The sequence below is a fragment of the Bifidobacterium sp. UTCIF-1 genome, assembly GCF_006408915.1.
Lineage (GTDB): Bacteria > Actinomycetota > Actinomycetes > Actinomycetales > Bifidobacteriaceae > Bifidobacterium > Bifidobacterium reuteri.
Genome location: NZ_JFAG01000006.1, coordinates 81,078 through 99,107 on the forward strand (window position 1 = coordinate 81,078; position 18,030 = coordinate 99,107).

The following is an 18,030-nucleotide window of genomic DNA, read 5'->3' on the forward strand; positions in this document are numbered from 1 at the left end:
GCTCATCACCTCGATGTGGCCGGCGTCGCTTGGCCGGCCATTAACTTACGCTACCGTAACCAAGTATAGGTGCCTCGATGAGGCGCGGCTGAAGGGATCCTGTGATTTCTCGAGGAGCTCAGCCCATGGAGGCGTCGCCCATGATCTGCTCATACAGCCGGGCCAGCCGCTCCTCGCGCGTGGCCTTGCCCAGCTCGCATTCCCACACCACGATGACCCGCCAGCCGGCGGCTTCCAGTTCGGCGTGCTGACGGGCGTCGCGTTCGCGGTTGCGCGTCAGCTTCGCGGTCCAGAATTCCACATTGGATTTCGGCATCGAGTACTTCGGACAGTTCTTGTGCGCATGCCAGAAGCATCCGTTGATGAACACGATTGTGTGATACTTCGGCAGCACCATGTCCGGGTGGCCGGGGTAGCGCTTGTCGTTCTTGCGGAATCGCAGGCCGCGCCGGAATAGATAGCTGCGCACCGCCACCTCGATCGACGTGTCCTTGCCGCGGATGTGCGACATCGTGTACGACCTAGTGCCACGCGCGTACTTCTCCGGTTTGGTCGTTGGCTTGACTGATCGCTTGGCCGTTTTCCTGGATTTGCCGTTGGATTCGCTGTTGGGCTTGCGCGGGCGCGAGGGTGCCGCCATTGGTGATAGCACCCTCACTTGCCGAGTTCGAGTGGTGCGAGCGGGTTGTGCTGGTCCTACCGAGTGCGGTGTGACGCTGGGGCTCGCGGTGTTTGCGTCGTGTGCGGTCTGCCGATCTTGTGCGGTGTGCGTGGGTTGCGCGGACTCGGCTGGCGCAGCCTCTGCGTCTGCGGGTCGCGTCGGTGATGCGGAGGTGGCCGCGATGGAGGTATCAGCATTGTTCCGTATACGCTTGCGGACGTCGTCTGCAACGTTCATCAGACCTCCCCTCTGCGTGGCAGTACCCGATAATGTGCGCACAATTGGTCGTTTACCGGCTCTCCCACCATACTGATCCGCTCCGCCTGCGGCAACCAGTGTTTCCGGGCTAGTCGCCGACAATGCGCTCGCAAGCTCGCAAGTTCATGTGGCATTTGCGAAAAGCACGCGATTGGCGAGGGCATGCTGCGGAGATTGCGCTGCTGATTTCCGGCAATCGTGTGCGTTGGGAAGGGGCTGCGGTGGGGGAGTCGTTGAATCCGCGCCCTAAGTACTGGAGCGATGCGATGTATCTGCTCGTGGAGGATGCGGCTACGTCGTCGTCTCGGTAAAAGCTCTCCTTATCCCGCCCGAGACAAAGCTTCAGCGACGCGATTTCCGACATTCCGGCGTCGCGAAATCGAGGCTGGCATATTTACGGCATCTTTCGCGTCAAGCTAACCGACGACACACCAACGACACACGCGAGCAAGACCCTACGTTTTGACACTAAATCTGTAATCGACGCCAGTCAACAGGGCTTATCAGAGATTGTAGGGTCTTAGGTAGGGTTTCCCATTCATTGCGGTTACGAAAAACCCCGGAGCCGTTGGTATTCCAACGGCTCCGGGGTTATCATCTGTGTGCGAGTGGGGGGAGTTGAACCCCCACGAGCATATACTCACTGCCACCTGAAGACAGCGCGTCTACCATTCCGCCACACTCGCAGACAATCGACTAACTTACACCCGGAGACGCGATAGCACAATCTTCGGCGTGTCGCGCGCGTGGCGTGTGTGGCGCACCGAGGATTGTGCGGAAGCTATTGTGCAGAGTCGAACGCATGTCGTCATGCGCCTTGCGCTGTGTGCGGGATGGCGGGTTTCGTCGCCGTTATCCCGCACACACAGCGCAAGACGTGGCATCGCTTAACATCGCCTGATGCGGGCGGAATCACAGCCCGGGTTTGCGTGACCCGTTGCCGTAGAAGTTCGCCAGGGCCTCGTCGCGGAATTCGTTGAAATAGCCGCCGTCGATTGAGGCGCGAATGTCGTCCAGCAGTTTCACGAAGAAGTGCTCATTGTGGATCGTGGCCAGCGTGAACCCGTTGAACTCGCGGGCGCGCAACAGATGGTCCACATATGCGCGCGAATAATTGCGGCATGTGTAGCAGTCGCAGCCTTCCTCCAGCGGCCCGAAATCGAACTTATGCTGGGCACGCTTGATGTTGTATCGGCCGTTGCGCGTGAAAATCGCGCCATTGCGGGCGCAGCGCGCGGGGGCCACGCAGTCGAACGTGTCGCCGCCGTTTTCCACGCACGCGAAGATATCGTCCACGGAAGCGATGCCCAGCACGTGACGCGGACGGTTCTCCGGCATGGCATCGCAGATCCATGCGCAGGTGTCGCCGATGATGCGCTTCTCGATCGCGCCTCCGATGCCCACGCCGTCGAAGTCGAGCGAAGCGATCTGCGCTGCGGCCTTGCGGCGTAAATCCTCGTAATTCGCGCCCTGCACCACGCCATACAGCGCCTGATACGGTTTGCCGACCCGTTCGGCGGTGATGCGCTCGTGCTCGGCCACGCAGCGCTTGGCCCAGCGGAACGTGCGCTCCACCGAATCCTCCTGATAGGAGCGGGTGTTCATCAGCGTGGTGAGCTCGTCGAACGCGAACATGATGTCCGCGCCCAGCTTGTGCTGGATGCCCATGGAGATCTCGGCGGAGAAGCGGTGCGCGCTGCCGTTGAGCGGTGACTTGAACGTCACGCCATCCTCGTCCACCCAGGCCATACGCTCCTTGCCTTTGGCGATGATGTCGTCCGACTTCATGCCGGTCACGTCCATAGCCAGCGTCTTCTTGAAGCCGACGCCTAGGGACATCACCTGGAAGCCGCCCGAGTCGGTGAACGTTGGCCCGTCCCAGTGCATGAAACGGGCGAGACCGCCTGCGGCGTCCAACACGTCCTCGCCGGGACGCTCGAACAGGTGGAAGGCGTTGGCGAGCAGGCATTGCGCGCCGAGCTCCTTCATCTGCTCGGGCAGCACGGCCTTCATCGCGGCCTGCGTGCCCACCGGTACGAATGCGGGTGTGCGGATGTCGCCGTGCGGCGTGTGGATGATGCCGGTGCGGCCGTATCGCGCGCCATCCCGACCGAGACCGTCCGCCGTTGAGGGCAGCCGGGTGATGGTTTCAAAGCTGAAGGCGCTGCGGTCGCCTGGCTGACCGGGCTCCGCGCCGAGGGGATGTTCCAAAAGACTCGTCATAGTGTTCACTTTAAGCAAAAGGGCGGGAAAACTGAAGAAATTCTGACATCCGATGGTGAGTGCTGGCAGGGTGCGCAGCATAACAGCGGGATGTGCGTGTATGGGTGGCCGGGATTGAGTGGCATTCGCTTATAACTCGTTTACGAGGGGCTGATTTCTGCCCTTCGGAAGGTCTATCTGCTTTACGAGGGGCTGCCAAAATGACAGCCAAGCGGAAAATCGGCTTTCTCTCACCGTCATTCCGGCATTTTGCGGTTCGGCTATCTGGTCGGGTAGCCCCTTGTAACGCCGATAGACCTTCTGGAAAGCTCCAATCAGCCCCTCGTAACGTAGATACTCCGCGAGACATCCATCGGACTCCTCGAAGATTAAGCATAGACTTTCAATGAACGTTCAGAAAACCTCCAGATTGAATGCCTTTACTACAGAGGTAGAGCACGAGGGCGCGGCTGGTCGATGCGAACGACTGGCGCGGTGCCACGAAACATATGAACTTCATGATTAAGGAGCAGCTATGGCTGACGAATTCAACCCGCAGGGCGTCGACCAGACCCCGCAGGATCCTCAAGGCAATCCGCAACAGTTCCAGAACCCGGACGCGCAGGTCCCGCAAACCTCTGATGCCGCTACGCAGTCCACTTCGCAGGCGGCGGCGCAGTCCGCAGCGCAGACGTCGGCGCAATCCGTGACGCAGCCGCAGGCGCCCGCGTCCGCCAATACCGGCGTGGACGCCACCGCCACTCAGTCGATTCCCGGCCCGGATTCTACGGCGACCGCATCGCAGGCTCCGGTGAGCGAACCCGTTCCCGATTACGCTTCCGCCAAGGGCGAAAGCACGGTGGTGTCTTCGACGCCGTCCACTGATGCGTCCGCTTCTTCCGCGTCTGCCGGCCAGTCCGCCACGCAGCCGCTGTACCGCCCGGCTCCCGAATTCGGCGCCTACGGCCCTGTGCCGACCGCAAACCAGCAGGGCGCTCCGTCCGCCAGCGGTCAGCCCACGCAGCCGCTGCCGTTCGGCCAGTCCGCTCCGCAGCAGCCGGGCCAGCCGGGCAACCGCAACCCGTACTTCACCAACAACCCGCAGCCGACCGCGCCGTCCAACGGCAATCCGTTCGCCCCGCAGAGCACTCCGAACGGCCAGAACAACGGCCAGAACAACGCGGGCGGCCTCTTCGGTTTCGGTGCGCACAATGGTGCTAATGGTGCCAATGGTGCCGTTGGTACCGACAACGCCAACGCCAACGGCACTCCGAACGGTCCGGTTCCGCCGCAGTCCGGCTTCCCCCAGCCGGGACAGCCGGGACAGTCCGGCCAGCCGGGACAGCCCGGCGCGCCTGCGTCCAAGGGCCTGAGCAAGACCGCCAGCAGCATCGTCGCGGCTGTCGTCGCAGCTGTGGTCGCCGCCGCGCTGTGCCTTGGACTTGGCTATGCAGCCATCACCTACGGTTGGGTGACCGTGCCGACCTCGAGCTCGCTGGCGAATGTGACCTCGAACAAGTCCGGCTCCGGTTCCGCCACCGCCAAAACCGGCGAAGCGCCTGACTGGCAGACCGTGGCTGGTGACGTCTCCGGCTCCGTGGTCTCCATCCAGACCCAGCTGAGCAACGGCACCGCCAAGGGCTCCGGCGCGATCATCAGCACCGAGGGCTACATCGTGACCAACAACCACGTGATCTCCGGCGCCCAGCAGATTCAGGTGACGCTGGCCAACGGCACGATGTACTCCGCGCAGCTCGTCGGCACCGACACCACCACCGACCTCGCCGTGATCAAGCTCGACAACCCGCCGAGCGACCTCAAGGCCGTGGAATTCGCCGATTCCGACAAGCTCGCGGTGGGCGAGAACGTGATGGCCATCGGCAACCCGCTCGGCTACGACGACACCGCCACCACCGGCATCGTTTCCGCCCTCAACCGCCCGGTGACCGTGACCGACGACAACAACAACGAGATTGTGACCAACGCCGTGCAGATCGACGCCGCCATCAACCCGGGCAACTCCGGTGGCCCGACCTTCAACGCGGCCGGTCAGGTGATTGGCATCAACTCCTCGATCGCATCGACCGCCACCTCCTCCGAGTCCGCAGGCTCCATCGGCATCGGCTTCGCGATTCCGTCCAACCTGGTCAAGCGCGTGGCTGACGAGATTATCAAGGACGGCTCCGCCAAGCATGTGGCGCTGGGCGTGGTCATCAAGTCCGACACCGTCGAGGCGGACGGCGTGACCCGCGGCGGTGCGACGGTCACCAAGCCTTCCGCCGGCGGTTCCGCAGTGGTGTCCGGCGGACCGGCCGACAATGCCGGCATCAAGGAGGGCGACACCATCGTGGCCTTCAACGGCAATGCGGTGAACAACAACTACTCGTTGCTGGGCTTCGTTCGCGCCGCCGCGCTGGGCGACAAGGTGACACTCACCATCGTGCGCGATGGCAAGACCATGGACGTCGACGTGACGCTCGACAAGGAGGAGTCGTCGGTGAACGGCTCGTCCAGCTCCAACTCGAACAACAACAACCAGAACCAGAATGGTCAGAACGACCAGAACGGTCAGAATGGTCAGAACGACCAGAACGGCAACGGTTCCAACGGCGATTCGAACGGCAACAATGACGGTGGCACCGGCGACGACGGTGGTTTCACCGATCCGTTCGGCCTCTGGTAAAGCCCGGTTCCCGGCAGACCATGCCGGGGCAGCATAACTGAACAAACACACGTCACATGACGCTGGACGGCCGCCGCCGAGCATCATGTCGGACAATCAAAGGACCGTGGGGGATGATTCCCCACGGTCCTGTTGTTATATGTCGTGTGTTGTGGTTGCTGCGCTCGCTTGACCTAGTGCCTTGCGTCAGAAATGCGTTAATTATTCTGGCTCCCCTTGTTAGGACAGCACCGTAAAGCAAACAGCGGAGCTGTTTGTAGGTGCTGTGCGAGCCGACAGGCGAGCCGGCAAACCGCGCGCGAAGCGCGTCCCTGATTACAGGACGAGCTGGCCCGGCGGGTCTGAGGGGTAGTCGATTCGTTAACGGATCACCGACTCGAGACACTGGTTTCGTTCGATTCAATGCCATGTTTCATGAAAGGCTTGCCTTCTCCCGCGTTTTGACAGGCTTTCCCCTTCGCGCGGCGAAGAATCCGCCGAAAGTCCCGTGCATCAGGCAACATGGTAGGCGCAAGAATTTGCGATAACTGAATACCGATTTTTTACGCCGTGTATCGGAAAGTCGCGCGGGGCTCACAATGAGTCCGGCACAGACGCCGGTGGGTTAACAAGGCGTGACCACAGTGCCGATTACGGCTGGCCACGCACGTATACCCGCAATGCCGCCGCGATTGGTTCCGTATACCAGCGTAAGGAGCCTGAGATGAAGCATCTCATCAGTTTCTTCAAACGATTACTCACTGCCGCCGTGCGCATCTGCCGCTTGGTGCCGATGCTGCCCATTGTGGTGTTCGCGGCCATCCCATTGGCGTTGCTCGGCGATTGGCGTCCGTGGAACAGCGCGGTTGCCGCAGGGGTTGCCGGGCGTGCTGCCAATGGGGCGGCGAGCATCGATTCCAATGTGTCGTCGGCGGCCACGACTACAGCCGGTATCACGGACGGAGGTCTCCGCATTCCGGTGCTTGGAGACCCCGGCGTAGGGCAGTGGATCGTCATCGTGCTGGTGCTCGTCATCGTGGCCGACACCGTCCGCGGCATGATCGACGACATCCGCCACGGTCAGGTAGGCGTCGATTTGCTCGCGGTGATGGCCATGCTCTCCACTGTCGCCGTCCACGAATACTGGGCGAGCTGGGCGGTGACTCTGATGATTACCTCGGGCGAGGCCATCGAGGAATACGCCCAAAGCAAGGCCGAACGCAACCTGACCGCGCTGATGAACGCTGCCCCGCAAACTGCGCACGTCGTCAACCTGCCCGGCGTGGGCCGTAGGTTTGCTGCCGATAAGGGCGACGCATCCGGTGGCTTTCGGCGTGTGGGCTTGGCTCCGGCAGCGGCAGCCGCGCAGCATTATGAAACTGTGCCGGTCGGCCAAGTGCAGCCGGGCGATGTGCTCATGGTATTGCCCGGCGAAACCGTGCCGGTGGACGGTGAGCTGCTCTCCGGCGAGGCGACGCTGGATTTGAGCGCCATCAACGGCGAGCCGATGCCGCGCACGCTGTTCGCCGGCGCGCGCGTGATGTCCGGCGCGGTCAACGGTTCGACGGCGCTGACCATGCGCGCCACGCAACCGGCCGCTGACTCACAGTATCAGCGCATTCTGCAGCTCGTGGAATCCGCGCAGGAATCACGTCCGGCAGTAGTGAAGACCGCCGATCGGCTGGCGGTGCCGTTCACCGTGCTCGCCTTGCTGATCGCCGGCGTCGCCTGGGCCGTGTCCGGCGTATCGACCCGATTCGCACAGGTGCTGGTACTCGCCACGCCCTGCCCGCTGCTGATTGCCGCGCCGGTGGCGTATATCGCCGGCACCGGTCGCCTCGCCGCCGCCGGAGTGCTCATCAAGACGCAGGATGTGCTGGAAAACCTCGGCAAAGTGACACAGGTGTTCTTCGATAAGACCGGCACGCTCACCGTCAAACAGCCGCAGGTGGTGCGCGTGGAAATGCTGCCCGAAACGGGCGTCGCGCGGCCGTACGATGGGATTTCTGATTCCAGTCCGGCTTCTCTTAGTGCGGTTTCTTCTGATTCGGTGTCTTCTGATTCGGTCAGCGGCGCTTCGACCGCTTCCATGCCGCCGGCCGGTGACGCCGTGCCAGCCGAGCGCCTGCACTTGGACGAAGACCATGTGCTGATGTTCGCGGGTGTGGTTGAGAGCTATTCCGTGCATATCCTGTCCAAGGGCATCGCCAAGGCCGGAGCCGAGGCGATGAGGCGGTTGCGTGAGCGCTATGAGGAAGGCCAGCGACTCTGCCCGGAGCCGGAAGCCAGCTGGTCGGGGCATGGACGCGACTATCCGGTGGTGAAGAGCATCAAGGAGGATTCCGGCAAGGGAGTGTCCGGCGAGGTGAACGGGCACGCGGTGCGCGTCGGGCGGTTGTCGTTTGCGGCAGCGCGGGATGATGGGGTCCTGACGGCCAACCCCCTCAGTCCGCTTCGCGGCCAGCTCCCCCTGCAAGGGGGCACCGAGAAGGCGCTGCTGCGCGCTGACACCTTCACCAACCAGCTCCCTCTGCAAGAGGGCGGCAAGGAAGGCGGCGAATCGCTGCGCACGCGTTTCGGCCGGTTGCAGCCGGATGAGATGGCCTCCTATGTGTCGGTGGATGGGCAGCTGATCGCACGCATCGTGCTGCGTGACGTGCCTCGTACCAACGCTCGCGAGGCGCTCGCCCGATTGCACGAGCTGGGCGTCGCCAAGCTTGCGATGCTCACTGGTGACAAGCGTGCCTCGGCCGAGATCATCGCGCGCGAGGTCGGCATCGACGAGGTTCACGCCGAGCTGTTCCCGGAAGACAAGGTGGCCGCGGTCAAGGCCGCGACCGCAGAGAACGACGGCGTGAAACCAATCACCATGATGGTGGGCGACGGCGTCAACGACGCGCCTGTGCTCGCCGTGGCGGACCTCGGCGTGGCCATGACCGATGGCACGTCCACCGCCGCTTCGGAAAGCGCCCAGGTGGTGATCATGAACGATGACATCGCCGCCGTGCCGCGCGCCATCGCCATCGCCCGCCGCACCAAGCGCATCATGTTGCAGGCTGTGATCGCGGGCCTCACGCTCGCTGTCATTGGCATGGTGGCAGCTGCGTTCAACTTGATTCCGGTCGTCGTCGGCGCGTTCCTGCAGGAGGCCATCGACGTGGTGAGCATCCTCTGGGCCCTCACCGCCGTCCTCGACCGGGAGTGACGCGGGCGGTGCTATGGCGTCGTCCGTGAATCCTTGCACTGACCGACACCCGGTGCAAGGATTCACGGTGCAGCCAGGGAGAAAAACCGCAATTCTACATTGGAGAAGTCCATAATCCTACATTAGAGAAAACCATAATCTGACATTAGCGACGCCCATAATCCTGCAGTTCATCTTGTTGAGACGCGCACCGACTATGGCTAAGCACACAGAATTCCCACTACTCGCCCCCTGTTGCAACGGAAGGCTTTGCGATAACCTGTAACGCGTGACTGAATCTGTGAATACTTCTGCAAACAACGCTACTAACGCCGCAGACAACGAACTCCGCATCGCCGTGATCGGCGCTGGCCCTGCCGGTGTCTACTCGTCCGACATCTTCCTGCGCCAGCTCAACAAGCTCGGCGAGGAGCTGGGCTTGGGCACCAAGGCACGCATCGACCTGTTCGAAAAGCTGCCGGTGCCGTTCGGCCTGGTGCGCTACGGTGTGGCCCCCGACCACCCGTCCATCAAGTTCATCGCCTCCGCACTCGAGAAGACGCTCGACAATCCGGACATCCACCTCTACTGCGACGTGGAGTTCGGCAAGGACGTCACCCTCGAGGACCTGCTCGCCCGCTACGACGCCGTGCTGTTCGCCACCGGCGCCGTCAAGGACAAGCCGCTGAACCTGCCCGGTGCCGACCTCGAGGGCGTCTATGGCGCCGCCAAGTTCGTCGAATGGTACGACGGCTATCCCACCGGCGCTCGCGAATGGCCGCTGACCGCCGAGAACGTGGCCGTGATTGGCGGCGGCAACGTGGCCATGGACGTGGCCCGCGAGCTCATGCGCAACGCCGACGATCTCAAGGCCAAGACCGACATTCCGGACAACGTGTACGAGGGCATCGGCAAGAACAAGGCCAAGGTGCTGCACTTGTTCATCCGCCGTGGCGTAGCCCAGGCCAAGTTCAGCGTGCAGGAGCTGCGTGAGATGGAGAAGCTGCCCGGCGTGCAGCTCATCATCAACGAGGACGACTTCGACCTGGATGACGAGACCATCGAGGTGGCCGGCAAGGACAAGCTCACCCGCCAGATGGTCGAGGAGCTGTTCGCCGTGCGCGAGATGGCCGAGGATATGGAAGACGACGGCGACGTGGACTTCGAAGGCAATCCGGCCGACCGCAAGTACTACATCCACTTCAACTCCGCTCCCACCGAGATTCTGGGCGAGGACGGCAAGGTCAAGGCCATCCGCGTCGAGCGCACCGAAACCGGCGCCGACGGCAAGATGCACCGCACCGGCGAGTTCACCGAATACCCGGTCGAGGCCGTGTACCACGCCATCGGCTACAAGCCGGCCGAGGCGCCGGGCATCGCCTATGACGAGCACGGCGCTCATCTGGCCAACGCCAATGGCGACGGCCGTATCACCACCGAGGCTGATGGCGGCGAGGTACGTGAGCGCCTGTACGCCACCGGCTGGGCCAAGCGCGGCCCGGTCGGCCTGATCGGCTCCACCAAGTCCGACGCGCTCGCCATCGTGACCAACATGCTCGAGGATCTGGCCAAGGCCGCCGAGGGTGGTCGCGTGGCCGCCGACCGCGACCCCGAATCCATCGACCGACTGCTGGCCGAGCGCGGCATCAGGCCGATCGACTTCGCCGGCTGGAAGAAGGTCGATGCGTTCGAGCGCGCCGAGGGCGCGAAGGAAGGTCGCGAGCACAAGAAGGTCATCGAGCCCGACCAGATGCGCGAGCTTGCCCTCGCCGAGTAGCGTCGGGCTGGGTAACGTCGGTTGGGCGGCATAGAACTGCATCCTTCCCTCGGAACTGTCCTCACAACCGCCCATACAACTGCAATCGCCCCTCTCGGGCGGCATCTTTCCCTTACGGCCGCCCGTACAACCGCGAAATGGGTCGAAACATAAGTTATCGATGCCATCGGGTTATGTTTCGCCCCATTTGGGTGGTGCAAAATGGGTCGAAACATAAACCCATGCCGTGCAAGAGTTATGTTTCGTCCCGTTTTCCGTCTTTCGTGGCCCTCGTGGCATCTTCGCGGCACTTTCATGACGTTCTCTTTGGCATCCTCTTCAGCATCTTTCAACAGTTTCTGTACCATACGCAGAGCGAAAAGCCGAGCGACCCTCAGCTTTGCCGCGCTACAATGCGCTGTAGACGGCCGGGTGTGTGCCACTGAGCCTGTGATGTGAGTGCCACATGCTCGCGAGGAACATCGCGATCATGTGGCACTCACAATCTCGGTTCGCTGGGATCCGCTCGAACCCGTCTCAACCTGTCCGGATTCGGTCTTGACCGGATTTGCTGGAATCTGCCAGGTTTCGTACGGATTAGGTTTCGTTCGGATTAGGTTTCGTTCGGACCTGTTCGGATTCGCTGGGTCTACTTCGGAGGCTTACTTCGGACTGCTTGGGCTGACTCGGCTCGTCGGCTTGGCTCAGTTCGGCTCGTCGATTCGACTGTGTACATTCGGCTGCGCAACTCGGCTGTGTAAGGAATGAAGGAATCTCGTGACTGGCAAATATCGTGCACGCTCCACCATGCTCCATCGCCAACGCATCTATCGCCGTCGCCGCATCGCGATGGCGGGGGTATGCGCGGCATGCATGGTCGCCGGCCTGATCACCACGGCGCACAGCCCATGGTGGCTGAATGGCGGCGATGCCTCGATACCGGATGCCGTATCGTCCGAGATCGCCGCCGCGCGCGCTGGCGCCGAGTCCGCCTCCGAAGCGAAAAAGTCCGATGCCGTACCGCTGACCCCACTGCAGAAGGCGGTGCAGAACGTCGGTAGCCTGGACGGCAGCGCCCAGGTTTCGGCGGTCGGCTTCCAGCTTAGCGCCGACCAGCAGTCCCAGCTCGAGCAGCAGCTGAACGCCATCGCCAGCTACGGCTACCAGGCGTCGTTCACGCTGGTCGACGTTTCGACCGGCGCGGCGCTCAGCTCCTACGGTGGTACCGCGCGCTATTCCGCGTCCGCCGTCAAAGGCCCCTACGTGCTCTCCTTGGCCGCCACCGGCGCCATCGACATCAATGCGGTATACCAGTCGTCCGACACGGTCGCGGCGGACGATCGCAATCTCATCGAGCAGACCATCACCGTCTCCGACAATGACGCTTACGCCGCGCTGCACGATTCCTATGGCGGCACTCCGCTCGGCACGTGGGCCAGTGGCCTCGGCGTCACCGCCGACGTGACCGACACCAAGTACTACGACATCTCCTCCAACGACCTCGCGCGCCTGTGGCTCAAGGGGCAGACATACCTATTCTCCACGAACGCCAGCGACGACGGCACCGCCGATGCGCGGCAGTGGCTGGCTTCCGAATATTCGGATACGCTGAATTCCGCGATCCACATGGCGCTGGGCGATCAGTATGCCGTGAACACCAAGGCTGGTTGGATCGATGAGGGAGGTTATGTGGCCCAGAATGACGCCGGTATCGTGCACTCGGGTTCCGGCGATTATGTGCTCGCGGTGATGACCGACGCCTATGGCGAATACAATCTGCTCGCTGATCTGATTGTTACTCTGGATCAGATTCACTCCGCCTCGATGCACGCCTAATTCGCCGTACGGCTGGCTGTCCGTGACTGGTTGTGGATGGTCGGCTGCGTGGCTGGTTGCGCCTGGTCGACTGCGCGGCATCAGCGACTGCTCGCCCGGCCGGGGAATCGGCCGAATCGATTGCCGCTCCACACTTGCGCGTTCTGCTGTGCACTCCTCTCGGGTGCACTCCACTCGGGTGCACTCCTCTCGGGGCATATCCAGCAATCATCCAGCTACCGTCTTTAGGCTGGGCGTTATGAATGCCAAGGTACGGGTGCATGGCCATTTCAACGGCCTGAAGACGACGCTGCTGTTCGCCCTGATGTGGGGCATCATCATGCTGATCTGGTGGGCCACGGGCGGCAGCCGTGGCACGCTCGGCATCTATATCATGATCGGTCTGGCCACCACATTCGTCTCTTACTGGTTCTCCGACAAGCTCGCCATCGCCTCGATGGGTGCGCGCGAGGTCAGCGAGCAGGAGGCCCCCGAAATCTACCAGATCGTGCGCGAGCTGAGCGCCAAGGCAGGCAAGCCGATGCCGCGCATCTACATCGCCCCCACCATGAGCCCGAACGCGTTCGCCACCGGTCGCAACGAGCGTCACGCGGCCGTTTGCTGCACCCAGGGCATCCTGCAGATCCTCAACGCCCGCGAATTGCGCGGCGTGCTCGGCCATGAGCTGATGCACGTGTACAATCGCGACATCCTCACGTCCGCCATCGCCTCCGCCATGGCGACGGTGATCACCTACCTCGGGTATTCGCTGCTGTATTTCGGCGGCGGCTCGCGCGACGATCGCGAGGGCGGCTCAGGTGGGCTCGGGTTGATCGGTGCATTGCTGAGCATGATTCTTGCGCCGATCGCAGCCTCGCTGATTCAGATGGCCATCTCCCGCACGCGCGAATACGATGCCGATGAGGACGGCAGCCTGCTGACCGGCGATCCCGAAGCGTTGGCGTCCGCACTCAACAAGATCGCGTACGGTGCGCAGACCACGCCGATGCAGAAAACCGCAGGAACCCAGTCCGTGTCCGCGATGATGATCGCCAACCCGTTCTCCTCGGTCGGTTTTTCGCGACTGTTCTCCACCCATCCGCCGACCGATCAGCGCATCGCCCGCCTGATGCAGATGGCCCAGGAGATGAACGGCGGCGCTCCGCTCGGAGCACCGTATTCCACGCGCGCGCTGCGGTAATGCCGACGGTGTGCGATACGCGCTTACCCTCGGTGAAGGGCACCCCCTTCGAGACTGCGGCATCCAAGCCATTCCGGTTCTTCTCCCCGAGAAGGTGCTGCCAGCGAAGCTGACTGAAAAGAGTATTCCGCCTCGGTATCCGCTTCGCCGTAAGAGTCTGAGATGTTTCACATGGCGCGCGCTGCCTCTTCCTGTTTTTCGTGGTATGATAGCTATTCGTGCGTTATCGCGGCTGGTGGTGTTCGGCCCGGTGAAACGCACACGCGGACGTAGTTCATCGGTAGAATGAAAGCTTCCCAAGCTTTAGAGGCGGGTTCGACTCCCGTCGTCCGCTCCATATCAGCGATTTCTCCTATTCCTATCATTCTTGATGATTGGCGGCGTCCGTCTTATCACGCGGAATCATCGGATTTGGCTGTACTTCCTCGAGCATGCGCGTATCGTGGGGTAACGTGAGCTTCCGCGTGTATGGTTCGGTTGCGCGTATTGTGAGGCTCGATGCATATCTCACAGGAATCCTCAAACGATGAAGCAGCGCCTCAGGCCGCGCGCAAGCCAAAGCGCACGCCCACATTCGAACGCACCCCGCGCGACATCCTGATCGGTGTCGCGTTGGTGCTTGCGGGCGGTCTGTTGTGGGGTGCCAACGCCACGGTTTCCAAGATTCTGATGGGCGTGTATCATGCAGATCCATTGTGGATCGCGTGCGTGCGCGAGCTTGTGGCCGGTGTAATTTTCCTCGCATGCTCTGCAGTGTTCACACCGAGACTGCTGGTCGGCGCGTTGCGCGACCGTACATCGTATCCGCGCCTGCTCGCCTGTTCGCTGGTCTGCGTGCTGCTGGTGCAGGTCTCCTATCTGAAAGCCATCGACTGGACCAATTCCGGCACCGCCACGGTGTTGCAGACACTGAATCTTCTGTTCGTTTTGGCGATCGTCTGCGTGCGCAGCCAACGTCTGCCGCGCATCAAGGAGAGTGTGGGCGTGGCGCTCGCTTTTGCCGGCACCGTGCTGATCGCCACTGGAGGCGACCTGACCCAGCTCAGTCTGCCGCTGCCGGGCCTCGTGTGGGGACTGGCGGACGCGATGAGCACCTCGCTGATGGCGATAGCGCCCCTGGCCCTGATGAACCGATGGGGCAACTTCACCATCAACGGCATCATGTTCGTGATCTCCGGCATCGTGCTGCTGCCGTTCGTGCGCCCTTGGGCCACCGCGCCCACGTTTGATACGCTGGGATGGGCGCTGATGGCGTTCACGATTATCGGCGGCACATTCGCCGCGTTCTGGCTGTTCCTCGCCGGCACGCAGCGATGCGGCGCGATGCGGGCCACTATGCTCGGCACCAGCGAGCCGGTCACCGCCACCATCACCGGCGTACTGTTCGCGGGCGCGGTGTTCACGCCCACCGATCTGGCCGGCTTCGCGATGATCATCATCATGGTGTTCCTCATCAAGTAACCTATCATGTCTTTGGCTCCCCTTGTCAGGGGAGCTGTCAGGGGAGCTGACTGAGGGGTAGTCATAATCGAGGCGTGCAATTTCGGCAGCCAATCCGCTGAATCAGGGCCGAAGGGGCCAGCAGAACCAAAGATTTACCGAGATGTGACCAAACGCACAGCCATGCGTAACCACCAGACCATAGGGGCGGGCAGGGCGCGAGACATAATGAAATCATGACGATTGCAACACCGGAACGCTATGCTGAAATGCTTGACGCCGCCCGCCGCGGCGGGTACGCCTACCCTGCCATCAATGTGACCAGCTCCCAGACGCTGAACGCAGCGCTCAAGGGCTTCGCGGATGCCGAATCGGACGGCATCATCCAGATCTCTGTGGGCGGCTCCGCATACGTGTCAGGTCAGGCGGTGAATGACCGCGTCACCGGCTCGCTCGCGCTGGCCGCGTTCGCACACGTGGTGGCGGCGAAGTACCCGAACATCACCATCGCCCTGCACACTGACCATTGCGCCAAGCAGTACCTTGACGAATGGGTACGTCCGCTGCTCGCCTACGAGGCGGACGAAGTCGCGCGCGGCAAGGAGCCGACGTTCCAGTCGCACATGTGGGATGGCTCCACCGTGCCGCTCAAAGAGAACCTGGACATCGCCGAGGAGCTCCTCGACAAGTCCCAGAAGGCGCACACCGTGCTGGAGATCGAGATTGGCGCAGTCGGCGGTGAGGAGGACGGCCACTCCGCCGAGATCAACGAGAAGCTGTATTCCACCCCGGAGGACGGTCTGGAAGTTGCCCGTCGCCTCGGACTGGGGGAGCGCGGGCGCTACATGGCCGCGTTCACGTTCGGCAATGTGCACGGCTCCTACAAGCCTGGCGTGGTGAAGCTGCGCCCGGCGCTGCTCGGCGAGATTCAGTCGCGCGTGGCTCAGGCCGTGGTCTCCGGCGAACTGCCGAGCGCCGCCGGTAGCGTGAGCTTCCCCAATGGCAAGCCGTTCGAGCTGGTGTTCCACGGCGGATCCGGCTCGCGCCCGGAGGAGATCGCCGAAGCGGTGAGCTATGGCGTGGTCAAGATGAACATCGACACCGACACCCAGTACGCGTTCACCCGCCCGATCGCCGACCATGTGTTCGAGAACTATGACAAGGTCCTGAAGATTGACGGCGAGGTGGGCGAGAAGAAGTTCTACGACCCGCGTTCGTGGGGACGCAAGGCCGAGGCCGGCATGACGCAGCGCGTCATCGAGGCCTGCCAGCAGCTCGGTTCCGCCGGCAAGGCGCTGAAGTAGACTGCGCCGAGGCGCGAGTGCGGGTTCGGCGGCGCTGAGAGACCGTATGTTCGCGCATTAACGCTACTGCCGCGAACATGCAGCCGATTCTGTGGCGCTTAGGGACCGTATGTTCGCGCGTGAACGCTACTGCCGCGAACATGTAGCCGATTCCGCGCCGCAGAGAGACCGTATGTTCGCGGCACTCTCGTTGGGGCGCGAACATACGGCCGATTCCCGCACAATGGTGACTGGTCAAACTAGTGGTCCGTCTCGTAATTGTCTGAGTGGTGCTGGCCCCCTCTGGTGGGACGTTGCCGTGAAGCAAACAGCGGAGCTGTTTGTAGGCAACGTGCGAGCCGACAGGCGAGCCAGCAAACTGCCGCGCGCAGCGCGTCTGAAATTGCGGGGCCGTTGCCGTGAAGCAAACAGCGGAGCTGTTTGTAGGCAACGTGCGAGCCGACAGGCGAGCCAGCAGAATGCCGCGCGCAGCGCGTCTGTACTTGCGGGACGGGCTGTCAGCGAAGCTGACTGGGGGGAGAGACGCGAAGCCAAAATCCTCAGTTATTAGCGAGACAAACCACTGTATTGTTGACGTATTGGCTAACGACAGTATCAAAGAAGATGATGGAGGGCCGCATGGCAACAGAAGATGACAACGACAACACCGCTCAGGCGTTGGTGGAGGAGATTGTGCGGCGCATAACGTTCGATACGCGCAAGCCTGCCGTCGCATTCGTGCCGGAAGAATCCGTGAAGCCGGACCTTCTGGGAAGCTTCCTCGGAGGGGATTCGTATTGGTCGCCGGGTGGCGTCCCGGTCACGGCGGAGGACGGCTCCCCGTTGTATCCGCTTGCGCAGATTCGTTGCTCGGATCTGGATCTCCCTGGGTATCCCACGCAGGGGTTACTGCAGTTCCTCATAGGCACGGATAGCTTGTACGGATGCGATCTGTCCGCAGATTACGACAGCGAGGCAGAAAACGGTAATCGTTGTGTGCGTTATATTCCAACGGTTCCGGAGGTTCTCGCCTCTGATGAGGTGGTGACGCTTCCGCATATCGTCAGAGATCCGGATCGAAACATATTCACGCCGTTCGACAAGGATTTCCACGGCTGCGCCTTGCATGCCGAGCATATCGAAGAGGCTGTGAACAACGAATGTGATGAGTTCGATCCGGCGTATGAACGCGTCATCAACCAGTTCGACTCCGAGATGGTCGCCGAGGCCGAGAGCGTTCTGGGCGATGTGGAGCAGGCGGTCGTCGACCGCATGTCCGCTGAGTCCGCCGCGTCATGGATTCAGGTGGGTGGCTACCCGGTCTTCACCCAGTCTGATGTGCGTGCGGATTACGACGACGAACTGGTGCTGCTGAAGGTCGACAGCTACGATGACGTGCTGATGTGGGGCGACTCAGGATGCGCGAACTTCCTCATCCGCCGCAATGACCTCGAACAGCTCGATTTCTCCCATGTGCTCTACACGTGGGATTGCCTCTGAAGTAATTGGGCTCGAGGAGATTGTCTCTGAGAATCGACCACTAGTGCTGGGGCCGATTCTCAGAGATC

General features: G+C 62.1%; 11 protein-coding genes and 2 tRNA genes. 10 read left to right on the forward strand and 3 right to left on the reverse strand.

The features are described 5' to 3' along the window. Positions 1-118 precede the first annotated feature (118 nt). Positions 119-640 carry a very short patch repair endonuclease gene (locus BW09_RS04120; protein ID WP_140463425.1) on the reverse strand — a complete coding sequence of 174 codons (522 nt, stop codon included), beginning with the start codon at positions 638-640 and terminating at the stop codon, positions 119-121. Positions 641-1,053: 413 nt separating this feature from the next. On the opposite strand from BW09_RS04120, the gene BW09_RS10865 reads away from it, so the two are divergent. Then, on the forward strand, positions 1,054-1,230 hold the full coding sequence (locus BW09_RS10865; protein ID WP_181162093.1) for a hypothetical protein: 177 nt from the start codon (positions 1,054-1,056) through the stop codon (positions 1,228-1,230). A gap of 292 nt (positions 1,231-1,522) precedes the next feature. Here the strand turns inward: BW09_RS10865 and BW09_RS04125 are convergent. Together BW09_RS04125 and tgt are read right to left on the reverse strand one after the other, a co-directional pair. Beyond that, a tRNA-Leu gene (locus BW09_RS04125) sits at positions 1,523-1,605 on the reverse strand. Positions 1,606-1,831: 226 nt separating this feature from the next. Further along, on the reverse strand, positions 1,832-3,142 hold the full coding sequence (gene tgt / locus BW09_RS04130) for a tRNA guanosine(34) transglycosylase Tgt (RefSeq protein ID WP_140463427.1): 1,311 nt from the start codon (positions 3,140-3,142) through the stop codon (positions 1,832-1,834). Between the two features lie 514 nt (positions 3,143-3,656). On the opposite strand from tgt, the gene BW09_RS04135 reads away from it, so the two are divergent. The 9 genes from BW09_RS04135 to BW09_RS04175 all read left to right on the forward strand — a co-directional run bounded on the left by BW09_RS04135 (position 3,657) and on the right by BW09_RS04175 (position 17,962). Beyond that, the gene (locus BW09_RS04135; protein ID WP_140463429.1) at positions 3,657-5,804 is read left to right on the forward strand and encodes a S1C family serine protease; all 2,148 of its coding nucleotides are present in this window, start codon (positions 3,657-3,659) and stop codon (positions 5,802-5,804) included. Positions 5,805-6,507: 703 nt separating this feature from the next. After that, positions 6,508-8,988: an HAD-IC family P-type ATPase gene (locus tag BW09_RS04140; protein WP_258184986.1), complete on the forward strand. Its 2,481-nt coding sequence runs from the start codon at positions 6,508-6,510 to the stop codon at positions 8,986-8,988. Positions 8,989-9,256: 268 nt separating this feature from the next. After that, the gene (locus BW09_RS04145) at positions 9,257-10,744 is read left to right on the forward strand and encodes an FAD-dependent oxidoreductase (protein WP_375137553.1); all 1,488 of its coding nucleotides are present in this window, start codon (positions 9,257-9,259) and stop codon (positions 10,742-10,744) included. A gap of 756 nt (positions 10,745-11,500) precedes the next feature. Further along, on the forward strand, positions 11,501-12,559 hold the full coding sequence (locus BW09_RS04150; protein WP_140463432.1) for a serine hydrolase: 1,059 nt from the start codon (positions 11,501-11,503) through the stop codon (positions 12,557-12,559). Between the two features lie 238 nt (positions 12,560-12,797). Further along, on the forward strand, positions 12,798-13,739 hold the full coding sequence (gene htpX / locus BW09_RS04155) for a zinc metalloprotease HtpX (protein WP_181161769.1): 942 nt from the start codon (positions 12,798-12,800) through the stop codon (positions 13,737-13,739). A gap of 263 nt (positions 13,740-14,002) precedes the next feature. Further along, a tRNA-Gly gene (locus BW09_RS04160) sits at positions 14,003-14,076 on the forward strand. 161 nt (positions 14,077-14,237) lie between these two features. Continuing rightward, positions 14,238-15,200, forward strand: coding sequence for a DMT family transporter (locus tag BW09_RS04165; protein WP_140463904.1), 963 nt, complete (start codon positions 14,238-14,240; stop codon positions 15,198-15,200). Positions 15,201-15,415: 215 nt separating this feature from the next. Then, positions 15,416-16,483 (forward strand): class II fructose-bisphosphate aldolase, encoded by a 1,068-nt coding sequence (gene fbaA / locus BW09_RS04170; protein ID WP_044089490.1) that lies wholly within the window; start codon positions 15,416-15,418, stop codon positions 16,481-16,483. A 618-nt stretch (positions 16,484-17,101) separates the two neighbouring features. Beyond that, on the forward strand, positions 17,102-17,962 hold the full coding sequence (locus BW09_RS04175) for a YwqG family protein (RefSeq protein ID WP_181161770.1): 861 nt from the start codon (positions 17,102-17,104) through the stop codon (positions 17,960-17,962). Positions 17,963-18,030 lie beyond the last annotated feature (68 nt).

What these genes read in the sequence shown, in the direction of transcription:
- fbaA (WP_044089490.1), top strand. Translation starts at nt 15,416, where the DNA reads ATGACGATTGCAACACCGGAACGCTATGCTGAAATGCTTGACGCCGCC.
- BW09_RS04135 (WP_140463429.1), top strand. Translation starts at nt 3,657, where the DNA reads ATGGCTGACGAATTCAACCCGCAGGGCGTCGACCAGACCCCGCAGGAT.
- htpX (WP_181161769.1), top strand. Translation starts at nt 12,798, where the DNA reads ATGAATGCCAAGGTACGGGTGCATGGCCATTTCAACGGCCTGAAGACG.
- BW09_RS04175 (WP_181161770.1), top strand. Translation starts at nt 17,102, where the DNA reads ATGGCAACAGAAGATGACAACGACAACACCGCTCAGGCGTTGGTGGAG.
- BW09_RS04140 (WP_258184986.1), top strand. Translation starts at nt 6,508, where the DNA reads ATGAAGCATCTCATCAGTTTCTTCAAACGATTACTCACTGCCGCCGTG.
- BW09_RS04165 (WP_140463904.1), top strand. Translation starts at nt 14,238, where the DNA reads ATGCATATCTCACAGGAATCCTCAAACGATGAAGCAGCGCCTCAGGCC.
- BW09_RS04120 (WP_140463425.1), bottom strand. Translation starts at nt 640, where the DNA reads ATGGCGGCACCCTCGCGCCCGCGCAAGCCCAACAGCGAATCCAACGGC.
- tgt (WP_140463427.1), bottom strand. Translation starts at nt 3,142, where the DNA reads ATGACGAGTCTTTTGGAACATCCCCTCGGCGCGGAGCCCGGTCAGCCA.